Origin of the sequence: Pseudomonas sp. ERMR1:02 (assembly GCF_002277815.1) — a bacterium.
GTDB lineage: Bacteria > Pseudomonadota > Gammaproteobacteria > Pseudomonadales > Pseudomonadaceae > Aquipseudomonas.
Window position 1 is genome coordinate 106399 of the sequence record NZ_NKJI01000007.1, and the last position, 14195, is coordinate 120593.

Here is a 14195-nt window from a genome sequence, read left to right on the forward strand (position 1 = left end):
AAGCCTTGCCTCCAGTCGAGGCTCATGCTTAGCTGACTAATAATTAGTTTTTCTCTGTTTCAGTCTAATCATGAGTGTTTTATGCCGTTAACCGAACAACACCGCTTTGGCATGCAACTGGCCCAGATGTCGCGCGGCTGGCGTGCTGAACTGGACCGCCGCCTGGCTGGCCTCGGCCTGTCCCAGGCACGTTGGCTGGTGCTGCTGCACCTGGCGCGTTTCAACGAAGCCCCGACCCAACGTGAGCTGGCGCAAAGCGTCGGCGTCGAAGGGCCGACCCTGGCCCGACTGCTCGACAGCCTGGAAAGCCAGGGCCTGGTGCAACGCCAATCGGTTCTGGAAGATCGTCGTGCGAAGAAAATTGTCCTCTGCGCCCCGGCGCGCCCTCTGATCGAACAAATTGAAACCATTGCCAACCAACTGCGCCACGAATTGTTCGAAGGCGTCGATGAGGCGGATTTGAAGATCTGCATGCGGGTTCACGGGCACATTCTGACCAACCTGGAAAAATCTTGAGGCATTACCCCACGCCCCTTTTTTGAGATGCCGCGTTGAGCAGACTATAAGAACTACTTGGCAATATCGTGTTCGTACCGGATGTGCGAACACGTGCAAGTTGGTTCTGGTTACCTAAGGGATGCTCATGCTTGAAAGTCGGCTAATCGTTGTACGGTGTTGCGCCAGGTGGTTGCTGGCCGGTGCTGCTGTCACTTGGTCGGCGTGGGCACCGGCGCTGGGTCTGGGTGAAATCACCCTGCATTCGGCGCTGAACCAGCCGCTGCGTGCCGACATTGCCTTGGTGGATGTCGCTGGTCTGGAGGAAGGTGAACTCTCGGTCAGCCTGGCGACGGCGGACGAGTTCAGCCGAGCGGGTGTCGAGCGGGCATTCTTCCTCAACGACCTGAAATTCACACCTGTCCTGCGGGGCAACCGCAGCCTGATTCAGGTGGCATCCAACAAACCTGTCAATGAACCGTTCCTCAATTTCCTTGTGCAACTCAATCAGCCCAATGGCCGCTTGCTGCGCGAGTACACGGTGTTGATCGATCCTCCGGGAGCGCCGGGCATTGTGCCTGCCAGTGATGAACCGCTGGCCAGTCGTCCCTCTTCTGCCTTTGCGAGTGTCCAGCCCGTGGTCACGCCCGCGTCTGCGCCCAAGGAACCACAGGCAAAACCTGCCGCCGCACTCGCGCCGGATCCTCTTGCCGAGCAACTGGCTGCCAGCGTCCTGCAGAACCAGCAGTTGCAGGCAACCATTGATGAGCTCAATGCGAAGCTTCAGGGACAGGACGAGCAGATCGCCGGTGATAAAACGCAAGTGGCCGAACTGCAAACCCGAATGGCCGAGCTCAAGCAGGCACCGGCAGAACCGGTTGCGCCCGTTGCCGTGGCTTCGGCGCCAGTGGTGGTCGAGGAGCACGGGACGAACTGGCTGATGATTGGCGGATTGTTGTTGCTGATGGCGTTAGTGTTACTGGCTGTATTGGTTCGTCGTCAACGGCAGCAGGAACAGGCAACGCTCATACCGGCAGATGGTCAGCCACCCCGGCATGAACCGCTTCTCAGTAACATGGCAGAACCGGTTGCGCACGTTTGCGCAGTGCAACCGACACTCGCACACCATGAAGTGACGCCTGCGAACGATGTGCTGGAAGCGGTCGCGATCTGCCTCACGTACGGTCGGTATACCGAAGCAAATAGTCTGTTGCGAGAGGCGATGGGCGAGAACCATCCGAAACTGGGCCCTGTCGCAGGGGGTTCTGTCGCGACATCAATGGTTTCGTCCATGGCTACGTCGCCAGAGCCGTTACCCGCAGATGAATTCCAGTTGAACCTTGACGACTTGTCGATGGATACGAGTTGGGACTTGGGTCCGATGGAAGATCCACTAGTCAGCGACCGGACATTGAGCGAACCGGTTCTGCCGGAGACTGAGATTGAGTGGGAAATCGAACCTGCCTCTCAGGCACAGGACGACAGCTTTCTCGACGAGTTCAGCGAGTCAGGCCCGTCCCTTGAGCTTGAACCATTGAGCCTGGAAACGCCTGAACCGAGTAACGCTGGAAAACTTGAACAAGCCCAGACCTGCATCGATGACGGCGACCTGGACAGCGCCATCGAACTGCTCAACCAATTGCTCAAGGACGCCGATGAGCCATTCAAGCAAACAGCCCGCAGTCTATTGGGCGCAATTCGGTAACTGTAGGAGCAAGCTTGCTCGCGATGAACGATGACACGGTCTGACAGACACTGCGCGGCGCCTGAATCGCGAGCAAGCTTGCTGCTACAGATCAAATGCGGTTAGTGCGCCCGGACAAGTGATAAGCGCGTTTATCATTGTGGCGCCCTCTACTTCAGGAATATCACCGACCATGACCATCCAAAAACCCGAAATCGTCATCACCTATTGCACCCAGTGCCAGTGGCTGTTGCGTGCGGCCTGGCTGGCCCAGGAACTGCTCAGTACATTTGGCGACGACCTCGGCAAAGTGTCCCTGGTGCCCGGCACAGGTGGGGTCTTTCACATTTTCTGCGACGATGTGCAAATCTGGGAACGCAAGGCCGACGGCGGCTTCCCTGAGGCCAAGGTGCTCAAGCAGCGGGTCCGCGACCGGATTGATCCGGACCGCGATCTGGGACACAACGATCGCACTCAGTGAGACGCCGCCTCTGCGGCAACGGCTTTCTTGCTTGAACTGCCGGAAAGCCTGCTGGACACCACGATCGCGACGATGATCAACGCACCGCCGAGCAGCATGCGCACGGTCGGGTTTTCATCGAACAACAACCAAGCCATCGTGATGCCATAAACCGGCTCCAGAGCGAAGACGACTGCGGCAGTCCGCGCCTTGATCACCGCCAGGCTGGCGACGAACAGGCTATGGGCCACGCCGGTGCAGAACACCCCGAGCAGCGCGATCCACAGCCAGTCGATGGCGCGCACTTCGCTCAATTGCGGTGCCGCCACCGGCAGCAGGCACATTGCAACGACCACGTTTTGACACAAAGCCGCCTGCACCGCCGGGATGCGTGCGGAACTGGCACGGTTGGTCAGCGACAGCAGGGAGAACAACAAGCCGGAAGCCACTGCCCAGAGCAGGCCGGTGGTGGCGCCGCTGGCCAGATCGAACTCCGGTGTAACGAGCACCAGCCCGACACTGACCAGCACCACCAACAGGATTTCATTGGCACGAATCCGTTCGCGGAAAATCAGCCCTTCAAGGATCACGGTAAAGGCCGGGAAGCTGGCAAAGCCCAGAGTCGCGATGGCCACGCCGGCGACCTTCACCGCAATAAAAAAACTCACCCAGTGTCCGGCCAGCAACAAACCGCTGAGCAACAGTCGGCGCCAATCCACAGCTTCGAGTTTTTGCCAGCGGGTATTGCTGGCGAATCGGGCAAAGAATGCCAGCGCCAACACCGCGAACGCCGCCCGGCCGAAGACGATGATTGCCGGTGAGCTGGCTGCGAGTTTGCCGAACACACCGGTCAGGCCGAACATCAGTGCGCCGATATGCAGAGCGCCAAGGGCGGTACGGGGAGTCATGGCAATCCTTGGTAATCGTAATGTACCCGACCATTTAACCGCGCCCACTGCCGCGATGTCTGTCGCCAGACTCGCGTTATTTGTCGCCAGACTCGCGCCGCAACGCACCAGGCGATGTGCCGAACTCGCGCAACACCGCGGCGGCAAACGCACTCTGGGAGCTGTAACCGACGCGACAGGCAATCTCGCCAATGGGCAGTGCCGTATCGCGCAGCAACCCCACGGCCTTGTGCAGGCGTCGGCTGCGGATGTAATCCATCGGCGTCTGTCCGCATTCGGCCACGAACCGGGCATGCAGGCGAGCGCTGGAGAGACCGGCGACGCGGGCCAGATCGGCCACTTGCAGCGGGTAGGCAGCGTATTGGTCGATGTGCGCATTCAGCGCGGCATAGGGCAGGCGCCGACCGCCGACACTGTCGGGCGTGGCGTTGTTGAGGCTGGCCAGCAATAGCACCGCGCCTTGTTGCGCAATCACCGGATCATCGACCTGGCTGTTGGCCAGCCAATTGACCAATTGGCTTTGCCCGGCATCCAGCGACAACCGGCCGGCATTGTCGAGCAAGCGGCGACTGGCCTCGGCATGATCGCCCAGGGACTGGCAAACCCATTGATCGCTGGGTACATCCAGCACCAGGCAACGGCTGCCATTGGAACTGCCGCACGCATGATGAAAGCCTGAAGGAACCACCACGAAACTCTGCTGAACCACCTGACTGCCACGTCCGTCTACCTCGAAATCCAGCGCACCCGACAGCCCGAACACCAGTTGCGCGTGCTCATGGCTATGGACGATCAGGTCCTTGGTGTACTGGCGCAGTGTGAGGATCGGTCTCATCGCGGGTCTCATGGCAGGTTTGATGAGTCAGGTCGCAGTCTACACCGACATGACTTGCACGCGCTGTCACAGGACTGACTTGCTGCTGTCATGCGCCATTAACCCGACCGGCGCAAGCTTGCCAAAACTTGTCCTGAGGGTTGCCCATGACCAGCGCCGAGCTCGCCAAACCCAGCCGTAAACAGCGTGTACGGACCTTGTGGATATCCGATGTGCATCTGGGCACGCGCGATTGCCAGGCCGAGCATCTGTCGCAGTTTCTCAAGGGTTTTCACGCGGACAAAATCTACCTGGTCGGTGACATCATCGACGGCTGGAAACTGCGCGGTGGCATGTACTGGCCGCAGGCGCACACCAACGTGATCCGGCGACTGCTGACCATGAGCAAGCGCGGCACCGAGGTGATCTACGTCACCGGCAACCACGACGAATTCCTGCGCCGATATTCGAAGTTGATTCTGGGCAACATTCAGTTGGTGGACGAAGCGGTGCACGTGACCGCTGATGGTCGGCATCTGCTGGTGATCCACGGCGATCAGTTCGACGTGATTACCCGCTACCACCGCTGGCTGGCATTTCTCGGCGATTCCGCCTATGAATTTACCCTGACCCTCAACCGCTGGCTCAACCATTGGCGTGCCCGTTATGGCTACGGTTACTGGTCGCTGTCGGCGTATCTCAAGCACAAGGTGAAAACCGCGGTCAGCTTCATCAGCGACTTCGAAGAAGCCATCGCCCATGAATGCGTCAAACGCGAGCTGCATGGCGTAGTGTGCGGGCACATTCACCATGCCGAAATTCGCAAGGTCGGCGAGGTGGATTACCTCAATTGCGGCGATTGGGTGGAGTCGTGCACGGCACTGATCGAGCATTGGGATGGCACGATCGAGCTGTATCGGTTGGCGGATGCGCAGGCGCGGGAGGCGCAGTTGAAAACGTCGAAAATCGCAGAGTTGGCTTGAAATTACGGTGTCTGGAAAGGCCTCTTCGCGAGCAAGCCCGCTCCCACAGGGTTATCTGGCGTTCATAAATTCTGCGTACACCACCCCCCACTGTAGGAGCGAGGCTTGCCCGCGAAGACGGCAGCACATTCGACATAGCAGTGACAGTCAGGCCGATTTTATGGTCAGGCTGGCGCATGTTCTTCCATCGCCGCCTTGTAAATCGAATTCTTCGGCTGTGCAAACAACCGCTCCATCATCGGTTCGAAAAAACTCAGCGACAGCGTGTCATACGCCGGATCGAACGCCGCCGCATCGTACCTGGCGCAGAACTCGATGGTCGCCTGATATTGCGGATGGCCGTTGAATTGCTCGCGCAGATGCCGGTCCATGCCCAGATGATGGAAGAAGTAGTAGCCCTGAAAAATTCCGTGCTTTTCCACCATCCACAAATTCTCGGCGCTGACGAACGGCCTGAGGATTGCCGCCGCAATGTCCGGATGGTTATAGGAACCCAGGGTGTCGCCGATGTCGTGGAGCAGGGCGCAGACCACGTACTCTTCATCGCGGCCATCACGCCAGGCGCGGGTGGCGGTCTGCAGGGAATGGGTCAAGCGATCTACAGGGAAGCCACCAAAGTCACCCTCAAGAAGCTTCAGGTGCGCCACGATCCGTGTCGGCAATTGTCGGGCGTAGGCACTGAAGTCCGCGGCGATGATCGCCCAGTCTTCCTGCGTGCCATCCTTCATGTGGGTGAAACGGGCATTGGCATTCATCGGCAATCCTCTGTGATCTAGAACGGCACGCGCCCCAGAATCATGTCCCGATACATGACGAAATCGCCAAGCAGGCTGTAGAAGGGATGCTGGAAGGTCGCAGGACGATTCTTTTCAAAGAAGAAATGCCCGACCCACGCGAAGCTGTAACCCGCCAGCGGCAGGGCCCACAACAGCATCCAGGCACCTGCGCCTATGGTCAGCGCCAGAATGAAAATGACCAGCGTGGTGCCCATGAAATGCAGTCGTCGGCAGGTACTGTTGCTGTGTTCGCCGAGGTAATACGGGTAAAACTCAGCGAAACTATTGAAACGCTTGATGTTTTCCACGACTGCGATCTCTGTGGTTATTGTTCTGACTGCAAGTTGTTCTGCGGGTAGCTTATTTAAGTCTAGAGTGATCAATGGCGTCAGCCAGTGACAATCGGCGCCACTTTAGTATCCTTCGGAAATTGGCCGTGGTTAGCGGCTCATCATGTAAGAACCCGACATGAGCGAACGAACGACTTCTGCAAGCTGGGCGATGGGGATTGTCAAAGCACTGGAAATGGACGGCCTGGATTGCCGGGTTCTGTTCAAACAGCTGGGGCTCGACTACGCGGCACTGGATGATCCGGATGCACGCTTCCCGCAAGATTCCATGACACGACTTTGGCAGCGTGCGGTTGAGCTGTCCGGCAACCCGGCGATTGGCCTGAACATGGGCAAGGTGGTGCGACCTGCGCAGTTCCATGTGACGGGCTACGCCTTGATGTCCAGCCAGACCCTGGCCGAAGGTTTCAAGCGCCTGGTGCGTTACCAGCGGATCATTGCCGAAAGTGCCGACCTGAGTTTTCGACTGCTGGATGAGGGCTACGCGCTGATCCTGACGGTGCATGGCGACCATTTGCCGCCGACCCGTCAAAGCGCCGAAGCTTCGCTGGCCTGCGCCCTGGCGCTGTGCGGCTGGTTGACCGGACGCACGCTGCACCCACGCAAGGTGCTGGTGCAGGGCGACCTGCCGGCCAATCTCGAGCCCTATAAACAAGCCTTCCATGCGCCGCTGGTGTTCAACGCGCCTTACGATGCACTGATTTTCGAGCGCGCGGACATGGAAGCACCGCTGCCGACCGCCAACGAGGCCATGGCGCTGCTGCATGACCGGTTTGCCGGTGAGTACCTGGCGCGGTTTTCCGAGAGCCGCGTGACCCACAAGGCACGGCAGGTGCTATGCCGCTTGTTACCCCAGGGCGAACCCAAACGCGATGCCGTGGCGCAGACGCTGCACTTGTCGCAACGCACCTTGCAGCGACGCTTGCAGGAAGAGGGCACGAGTTTTCAGACATTGCTCGACGACACCCGGCGTGAACTGGCCGAGCAGTATCTGGCGCAACCGGCCATGACCTTGCTGGAAATTGCTTACCTGTTAGGGTTTGCCGATCCGAGCAATTTCTTCCGCGCCTTCCGACGCTGGTTTGACGCTACACCCGGCGAGTACCGGGCGCGGCTGATGCAAGTGCCAGTACCGGTCAGTGACGCCAGAACGCCGGAATGCACAGCACAAATACCGTAATGATCTCCAGCCGGCCCAAGAGCATGCCGAACGAAAGAATCCACTTGGCGGCGTCCGGCAGGGAAGCGAAGTTGCCGGCCGGGCCGATAGTCTCACCCAGGCCCGGGCCCACGCCGGACACGGTGCTGGCCGCGCCGGTGAGGGCGGTCATCCAGTCCACGCCCAGCAGCGACAGCAGCAGCGCGATCACGCAGATGGTGATGGCGAAGAAGAACGAAAAGGTCAGGATCGAACGCACGATCTCTTCATCGAGGCGGTGGCCGTTGTACTTCTGCTTGATCACCGCACGTGGGTGAATCAGTTGGTTAAGGTTGGCCTTGAGCAGGATGTAGGCGACCTGAAAGCGGAAAATCTTGATTCCGCCAGCCGTCGAACCTGAACAGCCGCCAACGAAACCCAGATAGAAGAACAACATCAGCGAGAAATTTCCCCACAAGCTGTAGTCCCCCAGCGCGAAACCGGTGGTCGTAACCACCGAGGTCACGTTCAGCGCCACATGTCGCAGTGCGTCCAGCCAATGCAGTTGGGTGGTCCACCAGTACCATGTGCCGAGCACCAGCCAGGTCACCAGCAACATCCCCAGCAAACCTTGCACTTGCTGATCCTTGATCAGCGCCTTGCGATTGCCGCGCAACGTCGCCACGTACAGGGTGAACGGCAGGCTGCCGAGAATCATGATGACGATCGCCACCCAATGCACCGCCGGTTGCGTCCACTTGGCCAGGGACTGGTCCGAGGTGGAAAAACCGCCGGTGGAAATCGCCGACATCGCATGGTTGATTGCATCGAACGGACTCATCCCCGCCCACCAGAACGCCAGGCTGCCGAGAATGCTGATGCCGACGTAGGCCGCCACGATCAACCGCGCCACCATGTGCGAACGGGGCATGACTTTTTCGGAGCGGTCCGACGATTCAGTCTGAAACAGCCGCATACCACCGATGCGCAGCAACGGCAGGATCGCTACCGCCATGCCGATGAAGCCGATGCCGCCGATCCAGTGGAGCAACGAGCGCCACATCAGGATGCCGGGGGACATGGTGTCCAGGCCAGTGAGCACGGTCGAGCCGGTGGCGGTAATGCCGGACATGCTTTCGAAGAACGAGTCGGTGTAGCTGATGTGCTGGGTCAACAGAAACGGCAGCGCGGCGAAGATGCACACCACAAGCCAACTGCTGACGGTCAGCAGGTACATGTCCCGTGGTCGCAGATGTACATGCTCGGGGCGCCCGGGAATGACCAGGGCCAGGCCGCCGACAAATGTGATCATGCTGGCCCAGAGGAACGACGGCAGATCGCCGGTGCGATCGAAGATCACCAGCGTGGCCATGGGTACGACCATGGAGATGGCCAGGGTTATCAGGAAGATGCCGATGATGAAACCAATGAGACGCAAGGTCGGCAACGCCATGAAATCCGCTCGGCTGAAATAAGGAAGGGCGCCATTCTACCTTCGAGGCAGGGCATGTAAACGGGCACTGCCGCGGTAGTTACAGCTAGAATAGCCGCACAATTTTTTCAGGAGGTGGCCGATGCAGGCTCTCGACGTTTTGCTTAACCGTGTTTCCGTCCCGCGCCTGATCGAACCGGCACCTACTCAAGAGCAGCGAGAAGTGCTGTTCGCTGCGGCCATGCGCGCGCCGGATCACGGTCACTTGCAGCCTTGGCGTTTCCTGACCGTCGAAGGCGCGGCGCGCGAGCAAATGGGCGAGTTGCTGGCTGAGGCGGCGAAGTTGCAGGACAGCGAAGTTACCGAAGCAGCCATCGACAAGGCACGCAACGGTCCGCTGCGCGCGCCGTTGGTAGTCGTGGTGGTTGCCCGCTTGCAGGATCATGTCAAATATCCGAAATCCGAGCAGTTGCTGGCGGCTGGCTGCGCGGCGCACGGCATTTTGCTGGCGGCCTATGCGCAAGGCATTGGCGCCGTGTGGCGTACCGGTGACCTGGCCTATTCGACGCATGTGGCCAAGGGGTTGGGGTTGGCGGAAGGGGAAGAGGTGATCGCGTTTCTTTACCTGGGCACACCACAGAAAGAACCGCGTGTGGCAGAGAAGGTTGATCTGGCGGAGTTTGTCAGCGCCTGGTCTGCCGCCTAATGATCGTTCCCACGCTCTGCGTGGGAATGCAGCCCGGGACGCTCTGCGTCCCATTGGAACGCGGAGCGTCCCTTGAGGCGTTCCCACGCAGAGCGTGGGAACGATCATCTATCACGGTTGAACAACGGCTCCTGGTAACAACGGCAATTCCAGGCTGGCAATAAATCCGCCCTCCGGGTGATTGGCCAGTACCAGACTGCCGCCATGCCGCTCCGCCGCCCGGCGGGCAATGGCCAACCCCAGCCCATGCCCGGCGGCTGTTTGTCCGGGAGCTCGGTAGAATGGCTCCCCGAGCTGAGTCAAATGTTCAGCGTCGACCCCCGGACCATGATCGCGTACGGTCACCACAATCCGCTCGCCCTGACGCAACGCCAGCATTTCAATCGGTTGCCCGCCCACCGGGTTGAAGCGCTGGGCATTGCGAAGCAGGTTGTCTACGGCGCGCTCGATCATGGTCGGCCAGCCTCTGAGATTCAGTTGCGACTCGGCCTCAAGTCGAACGCTCTGCTCTGGCGAACCCAGCTGGGCATCTCGTTGCAGGGTCGTGAGCAACGCGTTCAGGTCCACCTCTTCGGCGCTGGCGTTGTCGGCATCGACTCGCGCCAACACCAGGATTTCACTGATCAGCGCTTCGAGCCGATCGCATTCACGGGTCAAGCGCGGCCAGAGCTTTTGCCGTTCCTCTGGCGTGGCCCGTTCGGCCAAGGCCAGTGCAATGCGCAGGCGGGCGAGGGGCGAGCGCAGTTCGTGGGACACGTCCCGCAGCAATTGCCGCTGGCTGCCGATCAGGCTTTGCAGGCGCGCGCCCATGCGGTTGAAATCGTTGGCCAGCACCCCGAACTCGTCACGGCGATTGGCCAGTTTGACCAGGCTGTTCTGCTGGTAAGTGGTTTGCCCCAGATCATGCACCGCACCGCGCAAGCGGCTGAGCGGGCGGGTGATGGAAAGAGTCACCAGCAGGCTGAACAGAGTCAGCACCACGAGCGCGATACCCAGTGCACTCAATGGCCAGAGCAGGCTTTCGCGGTGCCAGGCGTCGAGTTCCGGGTGGGGAATACGGTAGATCAGCAGATAGGTGTCGCCGGTTTTTTCGCTGGTGTATTCAGCGGTCAGACGACGCCATGGCAGGCGGCGGTCATCGTTGTTCTGCCGCGCCTCAAAGGCCGCCGCGCGTCGCGGGAAGGTGCCGCGTACCACCGGGTCTCCGCTCTCGTTGAGCACTTGGACGTCGATGTGATACTGGCGTTTGCGCTGTTCCAGAATGTCCTGCGCTGCTTCTTCGCCCTGGGATTCGTAGGTTTGCGTCCATTGTTCGGCCAAGGTATTGAGGCCCGGATGTCGACTGAGAATCCAGGCATCCTGATTGAGCATGTGTCCCAACAAAATGGACAGCCCTGCAACCAGAGCGATAGCCAGCCAGAAGCTAGCCAGAATACGCCAGAACAATGAGCGCACAGAAAATCCTCAAACAAAGAAAGCTCAATCCCTGTAGGAGCGAGCTCGCTCGCGAAGGTCGTGAACGATTACGCGTAATACCATGTGCGCTGCGGCGCCTGAGGGTTTTTCGCGAGCAAGCTCGCTCCTACAATAGTGTCAGCCCCAACGGTGGTTAGCCGCTGGGTCCGGGTTGGATCATTATTGCGCTTTTTGCGGCTGTTGCGCTTTCCACGCCTTGAACTCGGCCCATTCGGCGCGGCGCTCAGCCTGTTTCTTCTGGATCTCGTCGAATTTCTTCTGTTGATCCGGTTTCAACACGGCGCGCACATCGGCTTCGGCTTTCTTGTGGTTGGCAGCCATTTCATCCTTCATGGCTTTCTGGTCGGCTGGCGAGAGTTTCTCCAGGTATTTGTCAACCATTTGCTTACGCTCGTGCATCTGCTCGCCCATGATCTTGCGGATCTGTTCGCGCTGTTCGTGGCTCAGGTCCAGTTGGCTGTACGGACCTTTACCGTGCATGCCGTGCATCTGACCGCCGTGGCGCGCACCGTCCATCGGACCACCCATAGGGCCTGCGCCTTCAGGCATGGCCATGGCCACGGTCGGCAGGGCGGCGGCGAACATCAGAGCGATAAGAGTCTTGCGCATGGTGAATCTCCTTGTCTCATTCCCGGTACGTTCCGGATGAGTACAGATTACGGAGATCAAGGTCAGCGGCGGTCAGCGGAGCGTAAAGCTTGGGTAAAGATGATTTTCCGCCGACCTGACAATCCCCTGACTAATACAGAACCTTTAGGAGCCGGCTTGCTGGCGAAACAGACGACGCGGTATATCAGTCACACCGCTTTCGCTGGCAAGCCAGCTCCAATTACAGGGATGTGTGGGTTCAGAGGCTGTAGTAGTAGCCACGACTGCGCAGGGCCACGATGCGCGGGCGGCCATCGGGATGCGGGCCGATTTTCTTGCGCAGGTTACTCACGTGCATGTCGAGGCTGCGGTCATACAGGGTCAACTTGCGGCCGAGGGCGATTTGCGCCAGTTCCTGTTTGTCCAGCGGCTCACCGGGTTGCTTGAGCAGGGCTTCGAGTAGACGGCTTTCGGAAACAGTGAGGGAAAACTCCTGTTCATTGATGCTGACCACGCCGCGCACCGGGCTGAAACACAGGTCGCCCAGCTCCATCTGGCTGGACACCGCTGCCGGGTGGCTGCGGCGCAACACGGCGCGCAGGCGGGCTGTCAGTTCCCGTGGATCACAGGGTTTGGCCAGGTAATCGTCGGCACCCAGTTCCAGTCCGAGAATGCGGTCCAGCGGTTCGCCCCGGGCCGAAAGCATCAGCACCGGCAAATCCGGATGATCGCTGCGCAACTGTTTGAGCAGTTCCAGACCGCTGCCATCCGGCAGCATCACATCCAGCACCACGGCCGCCGGGGAGGTTTCGGCCAACGCCCGACGGGCGCTCTGGCCATCGTGACAGGCACGCACCTGAAAGCCTTCCTGGCTCAGCCAACTGCTCAGGAGCTCACACAGCTCCTGGTCATCATCAATTAGTAACAGCTCGCTCATGACTCACTCAATTTAGCCATTGTCGACGTTTTCGACTTGCACCACTGGCGAAGATACCGCAGAGCAGGGCAAATAGCGCAACTGCGGCACCAATCACGAACCACTGTTGCTGATCGGTCAGCAACCGTGGAATCGAACTGCCGGCCTGGGCTTCCCTTAGTTGCAGCTTCAGACGCTGGTTCTCTTGGCGCAACCGGGCCAACTGGGCGCTTTCGCGTTCGCCATCGGCATTCTGCAATTGTTTGCTCAGCTCTTCTCGTTGCCGCTCGCTTTCTTTCAAGCGTTGCTGCAACTCGTTTATCTGGCTGCCGGCGCTCAAGGACAGCGGCGTGGAGCTTGCGCCCTCGGCGTGTTCTTCACCGTGGGCGGGGGCCACGATCGACAACGTGACCAACATCAGACACAACGGACCTTTGCGCATCGCGACTCCTGATTCCAATACGAGTATTGGGAAGTTGTCGGCCGGCAAACGAGAATAATGAGCGATTGAGAGCGCGATGAACCGACAAGGTTCATCGCGGGGGGGATTGAAAAAAGAAGGTTACGGCAGGACTTGCTTGAACGGCTTGACCGAAACGTTGGCGTAGACGCCAGCGGCGATGTAAGGATCTGCATCGGCCCAGGCCTGGGCGGCGCTCAGGGAGTCGAATTCGGCGACGATCAGGCTGCCGGTGAAACCCGCCGCCCCTGGATCATTGCTGTCGACCGCCGGGTGCGGCCCGGCCAGTACGATGCGACCTTCGCCTTTAAGCACTTGCAGGCGCTCAAGGTGTGCAGGCCGTGCGGCCAGGCGGGCTTCCAGGGAGTTGGCAACGTCTGTGGCAATGATTGCGTAAAGCATGTCAGTCCTCGGTTTTAGGCGATGTGGTATCGGCGTCATGCAGGTGGCGGGACAGGTAGATGCCTTGGCCGACCAGGAACAGCAACGTCATGCCCAGGCTGCCGAAGACCTTGAAGTCGACCCAGTAGCTCTGGAAGGTGAATGCAACGAACAGGTTGGCGGCGCCGCAAAACAGAAAGAAGACGATCCAGGCGATGTTCAGACGCGTCCAGACCGGATCTGGCAGGGTCAGCGCGTGGCCCATGATGCGTTTGATCAGCAGGCGGTCACCGATGAAGTGGCTGCCGATGAAACCCAGGGCAAACAGCCAGTTGACCACCGGGGCTTTCCATTTCAGGAAGGTCTCGCTGTGGAAGGCCAGAGTCAGGCTGCCGAAGACCAGGCAGGCGATGAGCGTCAGCCACTGGCTCTTCTCCAGCTTGCGCTGTTTGATGAACAGCGTGCCGTAGACCACCAGCGAACTGATGATCAGCATCGCGGTAGCGCTGTAAATACCGCCTACAGTTACCTCGTGGCCGGCAATGTCGACGACCCGTGGATCGATTTTGAAGACGATGAAAAACAGCAGGAGCGGGATGAAATCGATGAATTGTTTCACAGTGGCAGC

General features: G+C 59.5%; 17 protein-coding genes. 6 read left to right on the forward strand and 11 right to left on the reverse strand.

Going from position 1 to position 14195, the window contains the following annotated elements; genetic code table 11:
* Positions 1–81 precede the first annotated feature (81 nt).
* The 3 genes from CES87_RS15160 (at position 82) to CES87_RS15170 (ending at position 2660) form a co-directional block, all read left to right on the forward strand.
* Positions 82–516 (forward strand): MarR family transcriptional regulator, encoded by a 435-nt coding sequence (locus CES87_RS15160; RefSeq protein WP_128606742.1) that lies wholly within the window; start codon positions 82–84, stop codon positions 514–516.
* 127 nt (positions 517–643) lie between these two features.
* Positions 644–2200, forward strand: a complete 1557-nt coding sequence (locus tag CES87_RS15165; protein ID WP_128606743.1) for a FimV/HubP family polar landmark protein — start codon at positions 644–646, stop codon at positions 2198–2200.
* A gap of 172 nt (positions 2201–2372) precedes the next feature.
* Positions 2373–2660: a SelT/SelW/SelH family protein gene (locus CES87_RS15170; RefSeq protein ID WP_128606744.1), complete on the forward strand. Its 288-nt coding sequence runs from the start codon at positions 2373–2375 to the stop codon at positions 2658–2660.
* Here CES87_RS15170 and CES87_RS15175 read toward each other — a convergent pair.
* The gene (locus CES87_RS15175) at positions 2654–3547 is read right to left on the reverse strand and encodes a DMT family transporter (RefSeq protein ID WP_128606745.1); all 894 of its coding nucleotides are present in this window, start codon (positions 3545–3547) and stop codon (positions 2654–2656) included. The two genes, CES87_RS15170 and CES87_RS15175, sit on opposite strands and share 7 nt — an antisense overlap.
* 76 nt (positions 3548–3623) lie before the next feature.
* A complete protein-coding gene (locus CES87_RS15180; RefSeq protein ID WP_128606746.1) occupies positions 3624–4382 on the reverse strand; it encodes an AraC family transcriptional regulator in 759 nt (252 codons plus the stop codon).
* A gap of 146 nt (positions 4383–4528) precedes the next feature.
* Between CES87_RS15180 and CES87_RS15185 the strand changes: the two genes are divergently transcribed.
* Complete coding sequence (locus tag CES87_RS15185; RefSeq protein WP_128606747.1) at positions 4529–5344, forward strand: UDP-2,3-diacylglucosamine diphosphatase; 816 nt, start codon at positions 4529–4531, stop codon at positions 5342–5344.
* 164 nt (positions 5345–5508) lie between these two features.
* Here CES87_RS15185 and CES87_RS15190 read toward each other — a convergent pair whose 3' ends face one another.
* Both CES87_RS15190 and CES87_RS15195 read right to left on the reverse strand, forming a co-directional pair.
* A complete protein-coding gene (locus CES87_RS15190) occupies positions 5509–6099 on the reverse strand; it encodes an HD domain-containing protein (RefSeq protein WP_128606748.1) in 591 nt (196 codons plus the stop codon).
* 17 nt (positions 6100–6116) lie between these two features.
* Positions 6117–6428 (reverse strand): DUF962 domain-containing protein, encoded by a 312-nt coding sequence (locus CES87_RS15195; RefSeq protein WP_128606749.1) that lies wholly within the window; start codon positions 6426–6428, stop codon positions 6117–6119.
* 160 nt (positions 6429–6588) lie between these two features.
* On the opposite strand from CES87_RS15195, the gene CES87_RS15200 reads away from it, so the two are divergent.
* Entirely contained in the window at positions 6589–7650 is a 1062-nt protein-coding gene (locus CES87_RS15200) for an AraC family transcriptional regulator (protein WP_128606750.1), read from the forward strand.
* Here CES87_RS15200 and CES87_RS15205 read toward each other — a convergent pair.
* Positions 7607–9061 carry a TrkH family potassium uptake protein gene (locus CES87_RS15205; protein WP_128606751.1) on the reverse strand — a complete coding sequence of 485 codons (1455 nt, stop codon included), beginning with the start codon at positions 9059–9061 and terminating at the stop codon, positions 7607–7609. The two genes, CES87_RS15200 and CES87_RS15205, sit on opposite strands and share 44 nt — an antisense overlap.
* A gap of 121 nt (positions 9062–9182) precedes the next feature.
* Here CES87_RS15205 and CES87_RS15210 point away from each other — a divergent pair, with 121 nt between their 5' ends.
* Positions 9183–9746: an NAD(P)H nitroreductase gene (locus CES87_RS15210; protein ID WP_128606752.1), complete on the forward strand. Its 564-nt coding sequence runs from the start codon at positions 9183–9185 to the stop codon at positions 9744–9746.
* Between the two features lie 111 nt (positions 9747–9857).
* Here the strand turns inward: CES87_RS15210 and CES87_RS15215 are convergent, their stop codons facing one another.
* The 6 genes from CES87_RS15215 to CES87_RS15240 all read right to left on the reverse strand — a co-directional run bounded on the left by CES87_RS15215 (position 9858) and on the right by CES87_RS15240 (position 14186).
* Positions 9858–11201, reverse strand: a complete 1344-nt coding sequence (locus CES87_RS15215; RefSeq protein WP_128606753.1) for a HAMP domain-containing sensor histidine kinase — start codon at positions 11199–11201, stop codon at positions 9858–9860.
* Positions 11202–11381: 180 nt separating this feature from the next.
* Positions 11382–11831 (reverse strand): Spy/CpxP family protein refolding chaperone, encoded by a 450-nt coding sequence (locus CES87_RS15220; RefSeq protein WP_128606754.1) that lies wholly within the window; start codon positions 11829–11831, stop codon positions 11382–11384.
* 238 nt (positions 11832–12069) lie between these two features.
* Complete coding sequence (locus tag CES87_RS15225) at positions 12070–12747, reverse strand: response regulator transcription factor (protein WP_128606755.1); 678 nt, start codon at positions 12745–12747, stop codon at positions 12070–12072.
* Between the two features lie 7 nt (positions 12748–12754).
* Positions 12755–13168 (reverse strand): translation initiation factor 2, encoded by a 414-nt coding sequence (locus CES87_RS15230; RefSeq protein WP_128606756.1) that lies wholly within the window; start codon positions 13166–13168, stop codon positions 12755–12757.
* A gap of 120 nt (positions 13169–13288) precedes the next feature.
* Positions 13289–13588, reverse strand: coding sequence for a YciI family protein (locus CES87_RS15235; RefSeq protein ID WP_008156126.1), 300 nt, complete (start codon positions 13586–13588; stop codon positions 13289–13291).
* 1 nt (position 13589) lies between these two features.
* Positions 13590–14186 carry a septation protein A gene (locus CES87_RS15240; RefSeq protein ID WP_128606757.1) on the reverse strand — a complete coding sequence of 199 codons (597 nt, stop codon included), beginning with the start codon at positions 14184–14186 and terminating at the stop codon, positions 13590–13592.
* Between the last annotated feature and the right edge of the window lie 9 nt (positions 14187–14195).